Raw genomic sequence first — 21,928 nt, 5'->3', positions numbered from 1 at the left:
AATTTACAAATTCATTTTCTTCAATTCAGAAACGGCAAAATCCACAGCCCGTGCCGTTAATGCCATATAAGTTAGGCTTGGATTTTGACAGGCTGAAGAAGTCATAGCAGAACCATCAGTTACAAATACATTGGGTACTTCATGCAATTGGTTATGTTTGTTCAACATAGAAGTTTTGGCATCTCTTCCCATTCTGGCAGTTCCCATCTCATGAATACCGAAACCCGGAATTGCAGGTAAATTCACTGCCTCAATATTTTTTCCCCCAGCAACTTCTAGCATTTCTTTGCCCGTTGTCATCATATCTTTACGCATGGCTTTTTCATTGTCTTTGAACTCGCAATCGATATGCAATGTAGGCAAGCCCCATTTATCTCGTACATTTTCATTTAATGTTACTTGATTGTCTTCGTATGGCAATGTTTCTCCAAACGGCATAAATGACATTTCCCAAGGACCTGGTTTCATTAAAGCATCTTTAAAGTCAGCACCGAAACCAGCTAATCTGTTTCCATAGCCCCATCCTACCCTATTCCCTCCTCCTTGAAAACCATAACCTCTAATAAAATCAGGATGTTGCGATTTTATATTTTGGAAGCGGGGAACGTAAATACCGTTGGGTCTATAACCTGTATGATATTGATCTTTAAAATCATCAAATTCTGCCTTCACATACACTTCAAAATGATGATCCATCAGATGTTTACCCAAAGTACCGCTCGTATTACCTAGTCCTTCTGGAAAGCGATCACTTTTGGAATTGAGCATAATCCAGGTTGAACCAAGTGTAGAGGCGCACAGGAAAATCACTTTGGCATAATATTCATGATACTCATTAGTTTCTGCATCAATAATTCGAACGCCCTTAGCTTTATTGGTTTTATCGTCTAATATTACCGATTCTACTATTGAATGAGGTCTTAGAGTCATATTTCCAGTAGCTGAAGCTGCTGGTAGTGTAGAGGCCTGACTGCTAAAATATCCCCCATAAGGACAGCCCCTACTGCAAAGATTGCGGTATTGACATTTTGTTCGGTTATGTTTATTTTGCGTTAAGTTTGCCGTTCTACCAATAGTCATAAATCGGTCATCCCAATTCTTTTCTATAGCTCCTTTTACTTTGTCTTCAACGCAATACATATCCATGGGAGGTTGAAATTTACCGTCAGGCAATTGCTCATAGCCTTCATTTCGGCCAGAAACCCCAATAAATTCTTCAACTTTATCATACCATGGCGCTAGGTCTTCATATCGAATAGGCCAATCCACTCCTATTCCATCTTTTGCATTAGCTTCGAAGTCCATCGGAGCTAATCTATAACTTTGTCGTCCCCAAGTTAAAGATCGACCACCAACATGATTACCTCTTATCCAGCGGAATTCTTTGTTATCAGGATGAGTATACGGGTTTTCTTTATCATTAACCCAGAAATGTTTTGAGCCCTCATCAAAAGCATAAGTTTTACTCTGAACATAGTATTCTTCCTGAACTTCTCTTGATTCCTTTCCCCTATGTTCAAACTCCCATGGAGCCCTGTTCATAGTAGGATAATCTTTAATATGCTCAACATTCCTACCTCTTTCAAGCACCAATGTTTTCAGGCCTTTTTCACACAATTCTTTTGCTGCCCATCCACCAGAGATTCCCGATCCCACTACGATGGCATCAAATTGATTTTTTCCTTTACTCATTCTTAAAAATAATTTCCTACTCTTAATTTTTGGTTTGATTTCATTGGTTCACAAGCTAGAAGTTGTGATGGAACTGGGATATAGTCCAAATGCTTTGTCATAATTTCTTCAGAAGTGAAATACCCTAAAAGCACAAGTTCCTTAAGCATAAGAAAGAAAGGTTTTTTCTGAGGGGCAGAATCAAAAGATAAGTGTTGTATCTCGCTTTCCAGACCATATAAGAAATCGTACTGTTCTTGATTGTTTAAATCTGTAAAAATTTTTCCGTTCTTTAATTGACTTTCTTTTTCAACAGATGCTAACCCATTTAAAAATTGCTTTTGTTCATCATCATTATAAACCTCATCTACCATTTTATCTACAAAAACATCAACTCCAACATCTAGTGCTCCAGGGGTATTTGTTCTTGGTAAAATTTGATCAACCATAGCAGCTATTATCAATGCTTGTTTTTCATCGAGGAATTGAGGCTTCCATCCCAAAGGCTTTTTACTATCACAAGACTGAATCAAATGCATCAACAGTGGTGAAGTAGCAGCAAAACCTAATGCCATTCCTGTTTTCTTTATCGCTTCTCTTCTGTTCATTCTCGAAATTTATGTAATCAAATTTAATATTAAGTAAGTTATTGTTTAGTTTCAAGAAATAAGAAATGAATTCGAATAAAGTTTATATAAATGGGAAAAGATATCTATAAAATCAGCCATTTATGCAATTCCTTTCCTGATAACTCCAGTTGAACAGTGCTAATTCGACTCGCTGGCTATGAGTCACTGTCATAAAAATATGGTTTGATTAGAAATTAAAATTGAAGAACTTAAAAGGTTTAATATGAGCAGGATCTTAAAAATGGGAATGATTGGGGGCGGACCTGGCTCCATGATCGGAGATATACATAGAATTACAGCCACCACTGGTGGCAAAGCTGAATTAGTATGCGGTTCTTTTAGTTCCACATTAGAAAAGTCATTGATTAAAGGCAAAGAATTAGGATTGAAAAGGAATAGGATTTATGAATCCTACCAAGAAATGATTGAGAAGGAAGCTCAATTAAATGAAAAAGAACGGATGGATTTTGTAGCTATTGTAACTCCAAACCATCTCCATTTTGAAACAGCAAAACTGGCATTGGAAGCTGGTTTCCATGTTATTTGTGATAAGCCTCTAGCTGTAAACTATGCAGAAGCCTTGGAATTTCAAAAAACGGTGGATAAAGCCAAAGGCGAATTTGCTATGACCTATACCTATAGAGGTTATCCACTACTGGAAAAGGCGAAAGAATTAATACAATCAGGCCATTTAGGACAAATAAAAAAGGTAAAAATAGATTATTCTCAAGGCTGGTTGTCACAATTAATTGAGGCAGATGGACATAAACAAGCAAGTTGGCGAACGGATCCGAAAAGGTCAGGAATTGGTGGCACTATTGCGGATATAGGGACGCATGCCTTCAACTTATTGGAGTCGGTTAGCAGCCTCCAAGTTAAATCGCTTACAGCTGATGTCTCTACTTTGGTACAGGGGCGGAAAATTGATGATGACACCAATGTTTTGATGGAAATGGAAAATGGTGCCAAGGGATATTTGTCAGCCAGCCAGATTTGTACGGGTGAGGACCAAGATTTAAGCCTGCACATTTACGGAAGTAAAGCTGGGTTAATATGGGATCATAATCAACCCAATTTACTCACTATCAAATATCCCGACTTCAAAGAAGAATCCATTAAGGGTTTGGAAAAAGAAGCAGGAGAAGGTAGTAAAGTAAATATACCCGGTCATTCACCTTATTTCACCGAAGCATTTCAACGAATTTATGAAGGTTTCTTTGATTCTATACTTAGTAATGAAAGTAAAAAAAGCTTCGTACAGGCTGGAATTAAGGATGGTGTGCGGGGGATGTTATTTATTGAGAAAGCGATTCAGTCTTCTAATGAAAGGAAGTGGGTGTCCATGTGAGCCTTTCAAATATTTTAACAATGGCTTAAAATCAATAGACCCCTACCTTCACAGTGCTGACGCACACAATAAAACAAGCAGGAAATATAATATGTTGAATTCAATTTCCTGCCCAATTTCACACTCCCCTAAATTTAAAATAGTAATTTTGCTTTTCATTTAAAGTTAAAGCATGAAACCCAATACAGATCCCAGTAATTTTAAATTTTCTGAAGATATTCAAGTTCGATGGACTGATTTAGACCCCTTAGCCCATGTCAACAATTCGATCTATATACAGTACTTTGAAATAGCCCGAGGCAGATATATGCTAGAGGCATCCCCATCATGGGATTGGCATAAGAATATGTTCTTACTCGCCAATATCAATTGTAATTATTTATTGGAGTTAAAAATCGGAATGCCGAGTACAAAATGCTGGGTCCGTACAAAGGAAATAGGCAAGAAAAGTTTTGTTATAGAATACATGATCACAACAGAGGATAAGGTGGTACATACAATTGGTACATCTATTCAGGTGATGTTCGATATGAAAAGTAAAAATACTATTGAAATTCCACAATGGTTAAGAGAAGAATTAATTGCCTATGAAAAAGATGGCAGTATTATTATGAAATCTTAACTTAATCCTTTTCGAATAAATATTGACTGAATAAAAACAATGAATCTTCTTGAAAAAGCATCAAAAATAGATTTATCAGAATACCACTACGATTTATCAGAAGATCGAATTGCTAAGTTTCCATTGGAAAAAAGAGATCATTCTCGATTATTGGTGTATCAAAATAAGCATGTTCATCACCAACATTTCTATGAAATTACTTATTACCTACCTGAAAAAAGTAGCTTGATATTCAATAATACCAAAGTCATTCCAGCGCGAATTCATTTCAAAAAGCAAAGTGGAGCTAAAATTGAGATCTTTTTACTTTCTCCTATTGAGCCAACTCCTGAAGTAGCCCAGGCTATGTTAGTGAAGAAAAAGTGTATATGGCACTGCATGATTGGCAATAGGAAAAGATGGAAAGCTACAGATACATTAGAGCGCTATTTTGAGTCGGAATATGGAAAAGTTAAAATTTCAGCCACTTATACAAATTATGAAAAGAACGAAATCCAATTTGAGTGGGACAATCAAATAATTCCTTTTGTAGAAATAGTGGAAATGATGGGAAGCACACCTCTTCCACCCTACTTAAATAGATCGGCCACTGAGGAAGATAAACCAAGATATCAGACGGTTTATTCAAAAAATGAAGGAGCGGTGGCTGCTCCAACCGCAGGTTTACATTTTACTGATGCTATTTTATATAAGCTTCAGCAATCACATGCTATTCATGAATTGACTTTGCATGTAGGGGCTGGCACCTTTCAGCCGATTAAAGCAGAGAATGTGTTGGACCACAACATGCACTGTGAGCAAATTCAAATTGCTAAAGCTACTGTTGAGTTCTTAGCAGAAACAGAAAAGCCCATAATTGCTGTCGGGACCACCTCAGTTAGAAGTTTGGAGAGTGCGTACTGGTTTGGAGTGCAATTGATTAAAGATACAACCAAGACTTTTCATATTAAGAAGCTTTACCCATATGAGCATGGATTTGAAAACTTACCTAGCAGAAAGGACAGCTTTCAGGCCGTATTGGAGTACATGAATGAAAATCAGCTGGACAGTTTACACGGAGATACTGAAATATTCATTTTCCCAGGTTACGAATTCCAAGTCGTAAATGGATTAATCACCAATTTTCATCAACCAGAATCAACATTAATGCTTTTGATTGCAGCATTTCTTGGAGCGGATTGGAAAATAGTATATGAAGAAGCATTAAATAATAAGTATAGATTTCTATCTTATGGAGATTCCTCCTTATTATTACCTTAAATCACTATATTCGATTTATGGAATCATTTGAAACTGGAATAAAAGACTTTTGGGCAAAATTAAACGAATTACTGAATGTAGTAATTTTTGATATTAAGGGCAGTGATTTTACTTTGCTGACACTGATGTTCATTATTATTTCCAGTATATTATTAGTTTTTTTATCTAAAAGACTTAGTAGAATACTTGTCAAGCGTGTCTTAAACAGATACATCAAAGACACAGGCGTTTCTGATTCTATAGGTACAATTTTCAGATATTCTGTTATTGTGATTGGCTTCATTACAATCTTTCAATCCGCGGGATTTGATCTTAGTACTCTAGGTTTATTAGCAGGGGCTTTGGGTGTAGGTATTGGTTTTGGTTTACAAAACGTTACCAACAATTTTATTTCAGGAATTATTATCCTTTTTGAAAGACCTATTAAAGTTGGAGATAGAATTGAGGTTGGTGATATAAATGGTGATGTACATTCCATTTCGATGCGTTCTACCACAGTGATTACAAACGACAACATATCCGTCATAGTTCCTAATTCAGAGTTCATTAATAGCCAGGTGATTAACTGGAGCCATAATGATAGAAGAGTTAGATTTAAGTTTCCTGTAGGAGTTTCTTATAATGAAGATCCAGAAAAGGTACGAGCAGTAGTATTGGAAGTAGCCAATAACCATCCTGGTGTTCTAACCGAGCCTGCTCCTGACTTATGGTTTGAAGGATATGGTGATTCTTCTTTAGATTTTAATTTAACGGTTTGGACCTCAAGTTTCATTCAAAGGCCAGGTGTTTTCAAGAGTCAATTGTACTATGATATTTTCAAGAAGTTTAGTGAACACAATATCGAAATTCCTTTCCCGCAGCGAGATTTACATTTGAAATCAGGATGGGAGAAGTCCACTGACCTTAGAAAATAATCTAAAAAATAAAGTACTTGGTGTAGAGAAGTTAAAATAGTATTAGTATGGGTTAATTTGAGCATATTAATAACATAATAAAGTGCTCAATATTGATTCTTGTAATCTGCAACATGTTTTCTAGAATTTTAATACCTAATCCTCAAAATGGACAAATTTTTCATCATAGATTTTGACAGCACGCTGACAAGAGTTGAAGCAATGGATTTATTGGCTTCTATTTCACTTCAGGGTTTACCGCAAAAAGAGGCCGCTGAAGCCAGAATTAAAGAACTAACTGATTTGGGAATGAATGGTGAAATCTCATTTCGCGATTCTTTAAAAGAAAGACTTTTGTTATTGGAGGCAAATATATCTCATCTACCTCAGTTAATAGAATTACTAAAGAAGCAAGTTTCTATATCATTTCAGCGAAACAAGGAGTTTTTTGAAAAGTATGCAGAAACAGTATTTGTAATTTCAAACGGATTTAAAGAGTATATTACACCTATAGTTACTGAATTAGGAATTAAAGAAGACCACATCTATGCCAACGATTTACTATTTGATGCAAGTGGCAAAGTAACAGGGTTTAGTGAAGATAATCCATTATCACGTGATGGCGGCAAGGCCGAAATTATTCGCAAACTAGATTTGGATGGTGATATTTATGTAATTGGGGACGGACATAATGACTATGAAATAAAAGCGGCAGGATTAGCCAATAAATTTTATGCCTTTACTGAAAACGTAAGTCGCGAAAAAGTAATGAAAAAGGCAGATCATATTGCACCTTCACTAGAAGAAGTACTATTTGAAAACAAAATTATGTCAGCATTCTCGTATCCTAAGAACAGAATTAAGGTTTTACTGTTAGAAAACGTTCATCCCATTGGGGTAAATCTTTTGGAGAAAGAAGGTTTCACGGTAGAAGAATACCCAGCCGGGCTAGATGAAGCAGAATTGGCAGAAAAAATAAAAGGAGTTTCAATTTTGGGGATACGTTCCAAAACACAGGTTACAGCTAAGGTCTTAGAAAATGCCGATCGACTAATGGCTATAGGAGCTTTTTGCATTGGCACCAACCAAATTGATTTGGAGGAAGCGCAAGAAAGGGGAATCGCAGTTTTCAATGCACCTTTTAGCAATACACGATCCGTTGTTGAATTAGCAATTGGTGAAATTATAATGCTTACCCGTAATATATTTGATAAAGCCGTTTTAATGCACCAGGGAAAATGGGATAAATCAGCAACTGGCAGCAAAGAAATCAGAGGTAAAAAACTGGGAATTATCGGTTACGGTAATATCGGTGCTCAGCTATCTGTGGTAGCAGAAAGTATTGGCTTAGATGTTTACTATTATGACTTAGAAGAAAAATTAGCACTGGGGAATGCTACCAAGATTGATAGTTTAAAAGATTTGCTTCAGACAGCAGATATAATCAGCTTGCATATTGATGGAAGACCGGAAAATACAAATGTAATCACGGAAGAACAATTCAAGCTCATGAAAGACGGGGTGATTTTCATCAATTTAAGTAGAGGCCATGTTGTAGATATTGCAGCATTGAAAGGCAATATAAAATCTGGTAAGATTGCTGGTTGTGCAATAGATGTTTTTCCTGACGAGCCCAAAAGCAACAAAGACCCTTTTGAGTCCGAATTGATAGATTTACCCAACACTATACTGACTCCCCACATTGGCGGAAGTACTGAAGAGGCCCAAGTAAATATAGGTAATTTCGTTCCTAACAGGATAATGGAGTATATCAATACGGGAACGACAACAAATAGTGTAAATTTTCCGAATTTAACTTTACCTAGGTTACAAAATGCTCATAGACTAATTCATATACATAAAAATGTTCCCGGCATCATTGCTAAAATCAACCAGCTTTTTGCTAAGCATGAAATCAATATTGCTGGACAGTATCTAAAAACTAATGAAAAAATCGGGTATGTTATTACTGATATTGACAAAGCCTACTCCAAGGATTTGATTAAGGAATTGAGGGCGATTGAGCATACTATTAAATTTAGGGTCTTGTACTAAGTTCAGAGGTTTTTAGGTAAATAAGTATCTAAACACTCTCCAGAGTCAACATTTTTTAGTTTAAGCAGTATAAGGCTATAAAACAGCTTATGAAAAAAATTATAGGAATCATTAATATTGTATCTGTAATCGCCATTGTTTATTGGAATTATTATGTAAGCACTGCGGCAATCAATGGCAATAAGATGGGCCAACTAAGTGATGAAATAAACAGCCTCTTTACTCCTGCTGGCTACGCTTTCTCTATCTGGAGCATTATATATTTAGGCCTATTGATAAATGCTATTTGGTACTTGATTCAAGCTTTCAAAAATAAGTATTCTGAAACATTGACTCAACAAGGGATTTGGCTGGCCCTTGCTAATATTGCTTCTGGATTTTGGTTATGGTATTGGTTAAACGAGCAGTTTTTACTGTCCGTAGTTTTCATGCTAGCGATTCTAATTGCCCTAATGATAGCGGTAATTCGCTTGGGAATGGAAAGATGGGATGCGCCAGCCAACATCATAGGTTTTGTCTGGTGGCCAATTTCTTTGTACAGCGGATGGATTACAGTGGCGACAGTAACTAATATCGCAGCATATCTTAAGACGGAAAATTTCAGTCTATTCTTTTCTGAAGAAGTTTGGACCATTATTATGATATTGGTCACTACCATCCTGTTTCTATATTTCTTATATAGACGATATATGCGTGAGTTTAATGCTGTGGCTGTTTGGGCATTAATTGCAATAGCAATTCGACATATGAATGATTTTAAATCAATAGCATATACTGCTATTTCTTGTGCAGTATTGATTACCATTTTATCCTTAATTCAAGGGTTCAAGTACCGGAAAGACAATCCTTTTGTTCCCAAATTTCTAAAATAGGAGATTGAAGCAGTTAGATGACTAAAGAGTTACAATCGAATTATCTACTGGGTAAAGGAGGATCACTAATAGGAGGTTCAGGTATCAGGAATTGAATGAGAAAACCAGCACCAACTCCTATTACGGCAGTGCTTACAAGTTGTAAACTTAAGGGAATTTTTCTCTTGATAATGAAATAATCAGTATAAACGACATCATCACGGTTTCTTTTATCGCTAATTCGGAACCTATAATTATCGCCTGGTTTAACTTTTACAGGTATTTGAATACTAGTATTTCCATTATTAGGCCTTTCTTCAAAAGAAACGATTAAATCTTCTCCTCTGTATAGTTCAAAATTCAAAATATTATCTCCTCTACCCCCTGACCAAATGACATCGTGCTCCTTACCTCTTTCGAATTCCCTCCCTTCTGTTATTCCATCAATAGTAATAAATGGAACATAGTAATTTCCTTTTAATTCAAGTGAAATGTCCCCCTCAAAGTCAGCTCCCAATTCATTTTTTGCATGCCAAATCAACTTTTTATTATTACCAACAGGTATATCTACTCCTACATCGCCACTCACCTGCTCCATCGGTTGAATAAAATTATCCTTGGAAATGTAAAGATTCACAGTATAACTGCGATCAATTCTTTCATCCAGAAGGTTGTACATCACTTCAATGTTTTCACCCTTCATTTGCACGTTCATGATCTGAATTTCCTGGGCATAGGAATAATAACCAAAAACCGTTCTTAAAAACAAAATGAGACATATATTTTTCAATTTCAAAATCATAATGAATTCATTAATTGGCCACAAATACAAAATCACTTCCATTTTCATCAGTTCCAAATTCACCAAACCTAGGAGTTGTGCTTAATCTCTCCATATACAATTTGATTTCATCCAAAATGAGAATTCTATCTTCCCCTCCATAAGTTTTTAATGCCTCTAAAAAGCTTTTAGCAAAAGGAGAATGTGATCCTCTAACGCCATCGGACACATATTCTTTTCCTCCAGAAGTCAGATATTTTCTTGTTCGCTTAGATAATTTCTTGACCAAATAGGCTTTGTCATCAATATCATCGTATAAGGCAGATCTTGAAGACGCTAAAACTGGATCAAAAGTACCTCCGAAACAAGCATCCATTGCTAAAAAGATGTGTTCACACGGAATGTTATTAATATTACTTCGGATTCTGTTGTGCGATATATAAGTATTTTTACTCACATCATTTATGATGGAATTTCTGGCCACCAAGAAGCCCTCTCCGAAAACTTCATCGTAAATGCCATGACCTGCGAAAAATATAAATAATTGATCTTGTGGTTTATATTTTCTTTGCGCGTATTCCCGCAATTTTGTCATTACCTGATCTTGGTTTGGATCCTTTACAATCTCGATTTCAAAGCCATACCTGTCTTCTAGTTCCTTTCCGATTGCCTCAGCATCGAATATTGGATTAACTAAATCATTCCAATTATCATATCTATTGGTAGCAAAAAGCAATGCATAGTCCTTTCGATCAATGGTGACAGCATCTCCTATGGCATCCAATCCTACCATTATGCTTCTATGCTCTTTTACGATGCCTCCTTCCTCATTTGTAGCAGTGAGTTCGATCCAGTTTTGACCTTTGATTACATTCATAGTCAAATCTATTTGTACATTAAAAGGATCATCAATTTCACCAGCCCTTGAACCAATTTTTCTTCCATTTTCTCCCAGACTGACATCAAGCATAACACTTTTTAAGGGAATACTAGAAGTTATAATTGCCTTTAATTGCACATAATTTTCCTGGGTATTGGTATATTCAACTTTTGGAAAAACCCAATCAATGGTCGGTAGTGAAGTATTAAGTTCAACACCTTTATAATCTATAACAATTTTATTGGTCTTATCTGTCACAATTTGAGCAGATGCCCAGATTGCCACCATGGAAAACATAATTGTTAGCCCAGATTTCAAGCTCTTAAAATTCATATTATCCATTCTCTATTTATTTAAAATTACTTTTCTGAATATCGTTTGCCCATTAGGACCACTTACTGCCAATTTATAAATCAGCATACCAGAACTTACATTTTCAAAATCCTCAAAATCTAGTTGAAAATTGTAAATACCTGCTTCATAAACCCCTTCTGCCAAAGTTGCTAACTTACTACCGTCAGCACTATAAAGTGAAAGCAAAATCTCATAATTCTCCATTGCCTCTGGTAACAATATATTCACATTGTTCATGCGGTTCGTTGGATTAGGATATGGATTTCCCATCAACATTTTAAACGGAAGTGGCAGCTCATTTTTATTTTCAGTGAGATGAATTGAGATTTGATGGTTATCCTTTATATCTAGGGAAATGCTGTTGATCTCATTCATATTGACCAGGACCCCATTCTCTTCATCAATTATCCATAGCTGCTTCACACTATTTTTAAATGCTTCATTATCCCAGCTTAGTTTTACGGTTCCTTTCAATTGATTGGAAGACAAATTAAATAGCCACCTCTCTATATTAGCGGAAGGTCTAATATCTTGCTGGAAATAAGGGTAAAAATAATCCTCATGACGAGTATACATCTCTGTGAATTCCACAAATCTAGGAACTTGCATCTTGTCTAAATGATCCTTTCCTAATAGAGCTTCTTCCGACATCCCGATGTTAGCTATGTTTTTCAATCCATTTGCAAACTCAATATTTATTGGACACTTCCATCGAGCTTGGTCAATATTACCAGAAAAATAATTCTCTTCATTCCCGGCTACTCTAAAGGAAGAAGATCCCCGTAAATTGATCACTAATTCCGTGTCAATATCAGACCAAACAAATGCACCTTCAAAAGCATTAATTAAAATATCTTCTTCGAACCCATTATCTTGAGGGTCGTAAGTTAAAGTCCTTGCAACGCTATTAAAAACTTGATTTGCAGAACGTACAACATCCCAATTTAAGGTGACATTATAGGGATTACCAATTTGGTTCCACCCTTCACGCAAAACCATATTAAAAGGAGATGCAATATTCACTTTTCCACTTCCAACTTTAATTTGGGTTTCCTCTTGGGATTTAAAATTTAGCCAATAGCCTTTGCCAAGTTCTATTCGATTAATACCAGCACCTGCGTCCACATAGTTAGTTCCATCATAATGCACCAATCGCCACTCGGTTTCATATTCCAGCTGACCAAGGCTGCTGAAAATAGTTTCTATTAAGTTATCGTCTAGAATATATGGAATTGAAAACATCTGCCAACGCGAACTTATGTTCAAAAGTGGAATTATGCTACTTTGTTCGTTACTAAAACTTCTGGAAATTAGATTTCTTGACCTCAAAATACTTGTAATACCATCTGTAATAAAAAGCTCAAATTCAAAGCCCAATTCATCAAGCATGAACTCTTGAACCGTAAACCTGTACTGCTGGTTACCTATGGTCGTCAAGAGAACACTATCTTGCCAATTATTGTCCAGTATCCCTTTGTATCGAATCAGGCAGCTTATTTGCCCCTGGCCTCCACCGAGTTGAATATCTATGGGAACTGATTCTTCTCCAGACCGAAAATCCTCTTGGAAATCAAAATTAGATAAAGCTAAGGTTTGAGAATTGGTGGAAACTATTACTTCAACTGCATTTGAAGGAGGTGAAACACCAGATGAATTTCCTGCTTTAACTCTGTATTTGTAAGAATTCCCTTCTACTAAGTTAGATACGCGACTTGGAATGGCCAAGTCAATAATCTGTTCGGTGTAGGTAAAAAAATCATCGTCTGTCACCTCCAAAATATAATAATCAGCACCAACTGATGGATCCCAATTAGCAGTAAAGGAAGTAGCAGCCACGGTTGAAGCATCTCTAGCGATCGGTTGCGCAGGAATGGTTCTAAAAACATATACATTAGAATAAGCTGAATTTCCAGAGCCATTTTGGGATTTTAATCGCACCTGGTATTGAAGGCCAGGACTTAACTCTTCAATGAGAAATTCATTATCATCTACTGCGATTCCTTGGTAATTATTAATATAAGTTTGAAATCCATTATTTGATACATCCAAAAGATATCGATTTGCTCCTTTTACATTTTCCCAGCTAATTAAAGCAGTATTTTGCTGTATCTCCAGAGCTGTCTCCAAAAATGGATTAGCAGGAATCGTGACAAATGAAGTATCACTATAATCGAATGGCGTTATTAGACCACTGCTTCCGTTTTCATTTGTAGATTGCAGTCTGGTGTAATAAGTGGTACCCGGTTCTAAGTCCTCCAAAATTTGAAAAGCCACTGCAACAGGAAAATTCTCAAATATTGCACTATCTGTCAAATATTCCGGACTAGTATTAACATCAATTAAATACGATTCCGCTCCGGAAGGATTACTCCAGCTTACAGAGGCTGAGTTTTGAGTGATATTATTGATAATATTAAAAGAAGGCGCTTTAGGAATGGTCTCTATTGCAACCACATTAGAATAATTTGAGCCTCCTGAACTATTAAAAGCCCTGACCCGAGCAAAATAGGTTGTACCTGCTTCAAGATTTCTTACTGTATCTGTACTTTGACTTTTGTCAATCGTTCTCGAAATTTCATCCTTGCCATAACCAGCTAAAAATAAGTTTTCATTTGAAAAGCTAAAGTCAAGAGAAAGTTGTAATTCGTAGCCATCAAAAATTTCAGGAATGACCTCCCAATTTAAAATCGCGTCATTTTGTGTAACTCCCGACAAATAATTAGTTGTGTTAAATATTGGAGCTTCAGGTCTAGTTAAAATCATTAAAGTATCGGAGGTCTCTGAAACTCCAGATGAATTCTCGGATAACAAAGTAACGAAATATTCGCTTCCAGGCACTAAATCATTTATTATGAATGTATTTACATCTTTTGAAATATCCACTCCATTGAAGGAAGTTACAAGATTTTCAAATTGCATATCTTCAGCTAAATATAGTATGTACTTGTCAAACACTCCAGTTCCAGGATTCCAAATTAGCTGAAAACTGCTCTGCGTTATTGAATTACGAATAGTAGTTTCATTTAAATCTGGAGCCGAGGGTTTAGTAAGAAAACTAACTACATCACTATAACGAGAGCTACCTGAACTATTATTGGCCTTAATCCTGCCATAGTAGTTGGTCCCAGAAGAAAGCCCCTCTATCAAAGTGCTATTTATGTCACTGTCAATTGATTTTGAAGCATATCCTGAAATCAAATCTGCCTCATCCGTGAATGTTGAGTCAGTAGAAATCTGCAAAATATATTCATCAATTTCGCCAGCTAATAAATCCCATACTAGTACAGCATCTCTCTGATTTAATTGTCCTTTGGTGATGGGTTTAAATGAAGGCTTAGCAGGCAAGGTTAATACTTGATTTTGATCTGTAAAGTCTGACTCTCCATTAGCATTTATTGCCTTAATTCTATAATAATATTTGGTGGCAGGATCTAAATCTCCTATAGAAATACTTCTATCAGTTATATTGAACTCAGAGATAATATCACTAAAGTCCTCTTCAAATGATAATTGAACTTGATAAGACGAGGCCCAAGCCTCATCAAAACTTATGCTGAACGAGTTAGATTGAATAGTATCGAGAGGATATAAATACGGTTTCCCTGGTACAAAAGTGATTTGCCAAAGGTCATTATATCCAAGCACAGTATTTGTCCTTCCCCCAAATAACCAAAAAGCATTATTATCATTTTTAAATCCCATGGCGCGTTCTCTGTTGCCAATAACGTTAGTCGGATCAACAATTCCTTTGGTTCCGTAGTTACTAAAATTATAGTGTGGGGCCAGAAGAACTAATTCGTCAAATGTTGCCTTACTACCTCCAAACCACGTCCATTCATTTGTTCTGACATCATATCTCCATAGGTCATTGAACCATTCGCTAACTGCAACTCCACCAAAAAGCCATAAATTACCAACATTATCTTTCCAATGCGTATAACCATACCTTGCTGGTGGATTATTATCGGGATTAGGAACACCTAAAGTACCATAATGACCAGTTGCATTGACGCTATTGGAACCTTTCATCCATATCCAATTTTTCGTTTCCGGATTATATTTCCATAAATCGTTAAGCAGCCCCAATTGTGAGGCTTTGTCTCTACCTTGTCCACCAAATACCCAGAAATTACCTTCATCATCAACCCAAGATCCCGTATATCTTCTTGACCCAATTTCATTTTGGTTGTTTTCCTCTCCTTGCACTCCATAAGACCCCGGAATATTTTGGCTGTTGCGGCCTGAAATCCATGTCCAAGTTTTAGCAGTCGGATTAAATTTCCACAAATCATTGTAGTATTCGAAGCTTTCATATCCACCAAATAGCCAGAAATTGCCCTGTTCATCTACCCAAGAAGTGGCACTGCTTCTTGCTCCTGGACTATTATTAATATTAGGAATACCTTTGGAACCATACTTCCCTTGTTCATTTGCTTGACTGCTACCACTTTCCCAAGTATAAATTTCCCCAATAGGATCATAGCTCCAAAGATCATTAAGCCAAACGATATCTCCTCCATCACCAGCAGCTGAAATTCCACCAAAAAACCATAGCTTGCCGTCATTGGCATACCAGGAATTACCATGCCATCGTGATCTGGGTTTGTTGGTTACTGCTCCTAGTCCTTTTGTTCCATATACTCCTTTTGTGCTATCTGCATCCACCGACCCACCATAATAAGTCCAAAAGTCATTATTGGAATCGTATTTCCACATATCATTCAGCATCCCTAATCCTGAATTAGCATTGGGACTGCCTCCATACAGCCAAAAATTCCCATCATTGTCAACCCATGTGTGACCTCCATTTCTTGCTTTTGGAAATAGTTTAGTTCCAGCTCCTAATTCACCAATCGAGCTTGTTACCCTTAGACCGGCAGTTTGATTAATTCCGTCTAACCATGTCCACTCTTTTGTTTCAATATTATAACTCCACAAATCATTATAAGTACCTGCTCTACCTTGAGTAAACTTATAGCCACCAAACATGATTAGCTGACCTTCATGATCAACAAATGTATTTCCATTATCACGAGCCCCCGGAATGTTTTCCGATGAAGGAATCCCTAATTCACCATAATTGCCAGTGTTTCCAGCAAAGTTAGGTCCACCCTCCCAAGTCCAAAAATTACTATTAAAATCAAAGGACCAAAAATCATTGAGTCGATCTAAAACTTGACCATTGACATCAACTCCCAATCCTCCAAAAACCCAAAGTTTATCATCTTGGTACCAAACTTGCGCACCTGACCGTGCGCCAGGTTGATTAGAGGGATCAGCCTCACCAAGGGCAGTATAAACGCCAGCTTCATCACCCTGATCTCCTCCAGAAACCCAAGTCCATTCACTATTTTGAGGATTATATTTCCATAAATCGTTTCGATTACTATTTTCACTAGATGTTTGACCGCCAAAAAGCCAAAAATTACCTTCTCCATCTTGAAAGGTGGAAAATAACTTCCTTGATTCGGGAATAAAGTTTTCATTTGATACCCCTTTTCCCCCGTGGTTACCTAAGGAATTAACTGTATCAGCTCCAGCCAACCAAGTCCAAATATTATCTCCAATGTCATAAAGCCATAAATCTCCCAAAAACCCAAGTTCACCATTTTTATCATAGCCTTCACCCCCGAAAATGAAGATGGAATCATTGGTAATCCAACCATTCGTGGCGAGTCTGGCCCTGGCCGATTATTGACATTTGCTTCATTGAGATTACCATATATTCCACTTGCATTGTCATCTTCAATACCTGAAATAAAATCCCAAGTTGAGGTTTCAAAATTATATTTTCTTAAATCAGCAGTCATTACCTCACTGGCAAATTCATCTAGGCCTTTACCTCCAAACATCCATAAATTACCGTCATTATCAGAAATATAAAAACTTTGAGATTTGGAAATTTGGGCTTTTCCATCCTTTCCTGGCACCCAATTTGAGGTGCTATTAGGAATTAATCCACCAGATGAGAAATCTAAAAACGGAAAATTAAAATTTGTGAATCCAATTTTGGAAATAAAATTACCGCTTCCATCATTAATAATATCTGAGAAGTTATAGAAGCTTTCGTTTTCCAGAACCCCGTCAATATAAATTCGAATCCTTTCATTTATTCCGCTGATATCTTTTTCAATTGTAAATGCCACATGATGCCATTGGTTATCCGTAATATCATTGCCATTCTTCCTAACGCCATAAGGCCCTCCGACATTAAATACATCAACTGCCAGACCTCCACTTTGTATAAAAAAAGTGATCCCTCCTTCAAGCCAGAAACTTTCAGCCCCTGGTGGCGCCCACGAAAATAACGTTCCATCTTCCGCGGTTTTGAACCAGGTTTCAATAGTATAGTTATCCTTAAAAACTGCTAGGTTAGGAATTTCAATATTATCTTTTAAACCATCAAATTTTAAAACTCCTGTAGATTCAGCTGCAGCAGGTAAAGTACTTTGATTAAAATTGGAATTAATACCATCTAAATCAAATCCAATGATATTGCCATCGAAATTATTAGAAGTATTATCTAACACATGTGAAATTCCGCTGTTATCCCCCTCAGGAATTCCGTCATTAAAATCGAAATAGGCCATGAGCCCAGCACTTTCAGGATCTACATCTAATAAATTGTTGACAAGCTCTTGTTCTGTTCTTGCCACGTTCCAGACTCTTAATTGAGCTATTTCTCCCTTAAAATAGGGAGCATCTCTATTTGTAAAATTAACTAGCTTTCCATCGAAATCATTGATTGATTTGTCGGCCAAAGTATCGAAAGCAATAGTTTCCAAAACTTCCGTATAAGACACTGCAAATCCCCCTCCTCCAGGGCCACCTGTGGTAGAGGGATCTTCCGTGTATTGTGAGAATTCTACATCAAAGTATCTGTTCTCCTCTGGCAAAAAAAGTGAAATCGGATTATCCACAAAGCCCTCGGGACTATAGTACATATTTAAGTAAATCTCATAGAAGGTATCATAACTTTCTGGCTCAGCTTCTGCGGTAGTCCCTGTCGCCCACTCGGTCTTAAATGGTTGGTCAAAAGAATTGAAAACAGGAGTAGTAGCATAATTAAATAATGGATAGTCATTTTCCCTGGTAATCTTTACGTCAGGTGATAGCCTCCATTGGTTTTCCACTAAACTATTATCTACAGAATCTTCCCTCGAAAAATATTTGATTTCTGTATCTAGAATGATGGTTTCAGTATTATCGCCATTTGCAATACCTTGATTAAAATCAAAGTAAGCTGTTAATCTACTATCATTCGGTAAAACGGCAGTGTTCAATTCGTTTATTACTTCGCTTTCTGTCTTCGCGTAATTCCAAATTACTACATCATCAATTGAGCCTTTGAAATACGAAAACCGTTGACGACCAATCATGGTCGCCATCAATGTAGTATCAGTATCATCTATAAGCGCATCGAAATCATCTTCAAGGGAATTGATAAAATCTCCATTGATATAAAACTTAATCAATTCATTTGCACCATTTTCATTAATTTCCACAGACATGGAGATATTATTCCATTCGTTGGTTTCTATATTATTAGAAACAAAGTGTTGGACAAATCCGGGACGTTCAAAATATAAGGCATTATTAACCAAGAATAATCCGAAATTAGTGCTTACACCATCTGGATAGCAACAGCTAAAATTGTCTAGAGAAATAAGCCCTTGATAAGCATTATTGTCAACTCCTTTTCTAAATGTAACTTCCCATGTAAAATCACTTCTATACGGGATTAAGCCGTCTACTTGAACGTAATCATCTTTTCCGTCAAATCTAAGTGCATTGTCATTTTCTGCTATGCTATTAACTGCTATATTTCCACTGAGGTACTTCCAAACACCATTGTCTTGGTCATATTGCCAGAAATCGTTTAGGATTCCGTATTTCCCCTCGGATGAATATCCTTCCCCACCAAAAATATAATAATTTCCATCTTCATCCTGCCAAGATGCCGCAAACTGCCTTGGACCAACATAAGTCTTTTGTAAAGAACCAGAGGGATTCACAGTCGTATCTCCCCCAACCCATTTAAAATTAGGGGTTTGACTATAAACTTTAATGCTGAAAAGAATCAATAAAATTATAAGAAGTTTTTTCACTCTATTACTCAATTTTTGCAACCACCACAAACAGTAAACTGAACTGCTATTATATACTTTTCTGAATATCAGTAGCTTACAAAAACAATGTAGCAAAAAAACTTATCTCATGCTATTTTTAGGATATATTTTTTACTAAATATTAATATTTTAATATTAGTATCGGGATATTTCTGATTATCAACAGAATATATCAGAAACAGATGAGCGAGAGCAATAAAAATGATTCAATAGCTTTTTCCTGAAATTATGAAACGTGAGAACTAAAAATGAAGTAATACTTTGTCTAAAAAGGTTCTGCTATTATTACTAAAAACTATTAATTGTAGAAGTGCCTTAAAATTAAGGATAAAGAGGAAATTATTCTTACTGCAATTCAATCTTATCAATAATCAAGCGGAAGCTTTCTTTTTTCTTATTGCCAATCAAAAATACCAGCTGTTCAATCGAATCTCCAGAAAAATTGGGCATATCTAACTTTCGACCTCTAAATGACGGGGACATCTCGTGCAAAGGAATTGAAATTTCCTGCCATTCGCCAGAAGTGGGAAACTCATTAATGTAGGAATAATAATCGCTTTGACTTGCCTTAATTCTAAATTGATATTTTTTCCCATCTCCTTTTAATCTAAGCACTACTTTATTGTAGCCTTTTACACTCATCTTTTCAAACTCATATTGAACAGAGGAAAAACCTCCATTATTTTCCGTAGTTACATATCCAGTGAACACTCCATGACCATCCTTAGATAACTGAAAAGTTCCATTTGACATCCCTCCCATTACGGTATCATCCACTACACTCCAGGTATTTATAGCTTTATTGGAATCAAAATCATAGATTATGTTTGTATGCATTGTAAATAGGATTAAACTGATAAATATAAATTTGAACATTATGCATTATTTATATATTCTTACTAATGCGATGAAAACAACTAGGAAAGTGGATTTGTTTATATTACCTGCATGGCATCGGAGATTAGATGATTAAGCACTAAATAAAGCTAAATTTATTTTAAAAAATACTAAAATAATTTCTTATGAAATCAGAATGAATTGACACAAAAGACCTGAATATACCCAATGTCTGTTTTCTATCACAGAAAAAGATAATGAAAGAGAAGTTTAAACAGCAAAGAATCGAGAGAGGGTTTGACGAGAGTGAAACATGGGGCCTCGATCACACCATTGCTAGTTTTATCATTCCCCGATTGGAATGATATCAAGAAATAGCGAATAAGAGATTAGCAAGGGATAAAAAGCAAGTTGAAAATGATGATACTGTTTTAGAAGCTATGAAATTGATTGAAAGAGATGAAGGAATTCATGATTGGAAGAAAGAGGAAGAAGAAACAGTTGCAACAGGCCTAGCACTCTTTCCAAAAGTGTTTTTAAAGTTGTGGTGGTGACATGATTTAAAATTGTTTCATATATTCTACCTTAAAATATTGATTTCAATTTCAGACAGACGCTATTCAAATTCAGAAGAAAATTCAAAGGTACTACTAAGTGAAAATTTCCTTTAGCGGAGATCCAAAGATATGAATAGAATTTTTAGAAAAGTGAAAAAGTAATAGCTAAATTCATTAAGCATTTGAGTATTACATTTATAAATAGGAATAAGAGTCCTAGATCTATTCCCTAAACCAATTAGCTCAGGGAAATAAAAATACTATGAATCACTTTATAATATGGAAAGATATGAGGGTGTTTTACGGCAGCCACCCTCGAACTATCACAAATCACAGCCACCCTATAATTCAAGTTGTGGTAGCCGTGAGTGACAATTTTTTATCAAAGGATCATTTAGGTAAATGGGTAAATAAAAAGGGTCTATTAATTGCGCCGAATTTTCCTCATGAGTGTGACGCCAGCAATATTCCCATAATCAGCATCGAAATTGATCCCGAGTCCAGTCTGGGAGAATGGATATTGAATAATCAATTGAAAAAACATGCTATAATTGATATTTCTTTAACTACTCTTGATGCAATGGATATCAATACATTTTTAGAAAATCTTAATCATAAAAACTGGTCAGCAATTCGAACTATGATCCATGAGGCTTTCTATTTAACGGTAGACGAAAATGTTTCTCGAAAGGACGAACGGATCACCAATGTGGTAGAATATATTTCTGAAAATATTCATCAAAATCTAAATACAGAAAGCTTGATGGAAGTAGCTCACCTCAGTGAAAGTAGATTGCTACACCTTTTCAAAGAAGTGATGGGCTTGCCGATTCGTAATTACATTTTATGGCACAGACTTCAAATCGTAATTGAAATGGTTATGCAGGGAGAACCCCTCACTGCTGCATCTTACCAAGCTGGGTTTGCCGACCAAGCCCATATGACAAGAACTTTTACTAAAATGATAGGGATTCCTCCGTCCCTACTAACTAAGAATAGCAAATTCGTTCAAGTTTCCATTCCCCACTAGCAATAGCTTTGTAAAAAAGAAAATACAAAGT

Annotated in this window: 14 protein-coding genes; 7 read left to right on the top strand and 7 right to left on the bottom strand. The window is 36.1% G+C overall.

All coding sequences use genetic code 11. The features are described from left to right. Positions 1-3 precede the first annotated feature (3 nt). Both Q3Y49_RS13175 and Q3Y49_RS13170 read right to left on the bottom strand, forming a co-directional pair. Positions 4-1,692 (bottom strand): GMC oxidoreductase, encoded by a 1,689-nt coding sequence (locus Q3Y49_RS13175; protein WP_303268777.1) that lies wholly within the window; start codon positions 1,690-1,692, stop codon positions 4-6. 2 nt (positions 1,693-1,694) lie between these two features. Then, positions 1,695-2,246, bottom strand: a complete 552-nt coding sequence (locus Q3Y49_RS13170; RefSeq protein WP_303268776.1) for a gluconate 2-dehydrogenase subunit 3 family protein — start codon at positions 2,244-2,246, stop codon at positions 1,695-1,697. A gap of 277 nt (positions 2,247-2,523) precedes the next feature. On the opposite strand from Q3Y49_RS13170, the gene Q3Y49_RS13165 reads away from it, so the two are divergent. The 6 genes from Q3Y49_RS13165 (at position 2,524) to Q3Y49_RS13140 (ending at position 9,350) form a co-directional block, all read left to right on the top strand. Continuing rightward, positions 2,524-3,648, top strand: a complete 1,125-nt coding sequence (locus Q3Y49_RS13165; protein ID WP_303268775.1) for a Gfo/Idh/MocA family protein — start codon at positions 2,524-2,526, stop codon at positions 3,646-3,648. A 172-nt stretch (positions 3,649-3,820) separates the two neighbouring features. After that, a complete protein-coding gene (locus tag Q3Y49_RS13160; protein WP_303268773.1) occupies positions 3,821-4,270 on the top strand; it encodes an acyl-CoA thioesterase in 450 nt (149 codons plus the stop codon). A gap of 39 nt (positions 4,271-4,309) precedes the next feature. Further along, positions 4,310-5,530, top strand: coding sequence for an S-adenosylmethionine:tRNA ribosyltransferase-isomerase (locus tag Q3Y49_RS13155; RefSeq protein WP_303268772.1), 1,221 nt, complete (start codon positions 4,310-4,312; stop codon positions 5,528-5,530). 17 nt (positions 5,531-5,547) lie between these two features. Beyond that, on the top strand, positions 5,548-6,444 hold the full coding sequence (locus tag Q3Y49_RS13150; protein WP_303268771.1) for a mechanosensitive ion channel family protein: 897 nt from the start codon (positions 5,548-5,550) through the stop codon (positions 6,442-6,444). A 147-nt stretch (positions 6,445-6,591) separates the two neighbouring features. Beyond that, entirely contained in the window at positions 6,592-8,478 is a 1,887-nt protein-coding gene (serA, locus tag Q3Y49_RS13145; RefSeq protein ID WP_303268769.1) for a phosphoglycerate dehydrogenase, read from the top strand. A gap of 89 nt (positions 8,479-8,567) precedes the next feature. Further along, positions 8,568-9,350: a TspO-related membrane protein gene (locus Q3Y49_RS13140; protein ID WP_303268768.1), complete on the top strand. Its 783-nt coding sequence runs from the start codon at positions 8,568-8,570 to the stop codon at positions 9,348-9,350. Positions 9,351-9,390: 40 nt separating this feature from the next. On the opposite strand, the gene Q3Y49_RS13135 is transcribed toward Q3Y49_RS13140, so the two are convergent. The 5 genes from Q3Y49_RS13135 to Q3Y49_RS13115 all read right to left on the bottom strand — a co-directional run bounded on the left by Q3Y49_RS13135 (position 9,391) and on the right by Q3Y49_RS13115 (position 20,310). After that, positions 9,391-10,098, bottom strand: coding sequence for a hypothetical protein (locus Q3Y49_RS13135; RefSeq protein WP_303268767.1), 708 nt, complete (start codon positions 10,096-10,098; stop codon positions 9,391-9,393). Positions 10,099-10,141: 43 nt separating this feature from the next. After that, complete coding sequence (locus Q3Y49_RS13130; RefSeq protein WP_303268766.1) at positions 10,142-11,332, bottom strand: caspase family protein; 1,191 nt, start codon at positions 11,330-11,332, stop codon at positions 10,142-10,144. A gap of 3 nt (positions 11,333-11,335) precedes the next feature. Beyond that, the gene (locus Q3Y49_RS13125) at positions 11,336-16,936 is read right to left on the bottom strand and encodes a fibronectin type III domain-containing protein (protein ID WP_303268764.1); all 5,601 of its coding nucleotides are present in this window, start codon (positions 16,934-16,936) and stop codon (positions 11,336-11,338) included. Then, complete coding sequence (locus Q3Y49_RS13120; RefSeq protein ID WP_303268763.1) at positions 16,858-19,452, bottom strand: LamG-like jellyroll fold domain-containing protein; 2,595 nt, start codon at positions 19,450-19,452, stop codon at positions 16,858-16,860. Before Q3Y49_RS13120 ends, Q3Y49_RS13125 begins: the two co-directional genes overlap by 79 nt. A 366-nt stretch (positions 19,453-19,818) precedes the next feature. Further along, entirely contained in the window at positions 19,819-20,310 is a 492-nt protein-coding gene (locus Q3Y49_RS13115; RefSeq protein WP_303268762.1) for a CIA30 family protein, read from the bottom strand. An 819-nt stretch (positions 20,311-21,129) separates the two neighbouring features. On the opposite strand from Q3Y49_RS13115, the gene Q3Y49_RS13110 reads away from it, so the two are divergent. After that, complete coding sequence (locus Q3Y49_RS13110) at positions 21,130-21,897, top strand: helix-turn-helix domain-containing protein (protein WP_303268761.1); 768 nt, start codon at positions 21,130-21,132, stop codon at positions 21,895-21,897. The last annotated feature ends 31 nt before the right edge of the window (positions 21,898-21,928 follow it).

It is taken from the genome of Marivirga harenae, from assembly GCF_030534335.1.
Taxonomy (GTDB): Bacteria; Bacteroidota; Bacteroidia; order Cytophagales; family Cyclobacteriaceae; genus Marivirga; species Marivirga harenae.
The sequence above is the reverse complement of the archived record's forward strand: the minus strand, read 5'-3'. Positions and strand labels throughout refer to the sequence as shown.

What these genes read in the sequence shown, in the direction of transcription:
- Q3Y49_RS13175 (WP_303268777.1), bottom strand. Translation starts at nt 1,692, where the DNA reads ATGAGTAAAGGAAAAAATCAATTTGATGCCATCGTAGTGGGATCGGGA.
- Q3Y49_RS13170 (WP_303268776.1), bottom strand. Translation starts at nt 2,246, where the DNA reads ATGGCATTAGGTTTTGCTGCTACTTCACCACTGTTGATGCATTTGATT.
- Q3Y49_RS13165 (WP_303268775.1), top strand. Translation starts at nt 2,524, where the DNA reads ATGAGCAGGATCTTAAAAATGGGAATGATTGGGGGCGGACCTGGCTCC.
- Q3Y49_RS13160 (WP_303268773.1), top strand. Translation starts at nt 3,821, where the DNA reads ATGAAACCCAATACAGATCCCAGTAATTTTAAATTTTCTGAAGATATT.
- Q3Y49_RS13155 (WP_303268772.1), top strand. Translation starts at nt 4,310, where the DNA reads ATGAATCTTCTTGAAAAAGCATCAAAAATAGATTTATCAGAATACCAC.
- Q3Y49_RS13150 (WP_303268771.1), top strand. Translation starts at nt 5,548, where the DNA reads ATGGAATCATTTGAAACTGGAATAAAAGACTTTTGGGCAAAATTAAAC.
- serA (WP_303268769.1), top strand. Translation starts at nt 6,592, where the DNA reads ATGGACAAATTTTTCATCATAGATTTTGACAGCACGCTGACAAGAGTT.
- Q3Y49_RS13140 (WP_303268768.1), top strand. Translation starts at nt 8,568, where the DNA reads ATGAAAAAAATTATAGGAATCATTAATATTGTATCTGTAATCGCCATT.
- Q3Y49_RS13130 (WP_303268766.1), bottom strand. Translation starts at nt 11,332, where the DNA reads ATGGATAATATGAATTTTAAGAGCTTGAAATCTGGGCTAACAATTATG.
- Q3Y49_RS13115 (WP_303268762.1), bottom strand. Translation starts at nt 20,310, where the DNA reads ATGCATACAAACATAATCTATGATTTTGATTCCAATAAAGCTATAAAT.
- Q3Y49_RS13110 (WP_303268761.1), top strand. Translation starts at nt 21,130, where the DNA reads ATGAATCACTTTATAATATGGAAAGATATGAGGGTGTTTTACGGCAGC.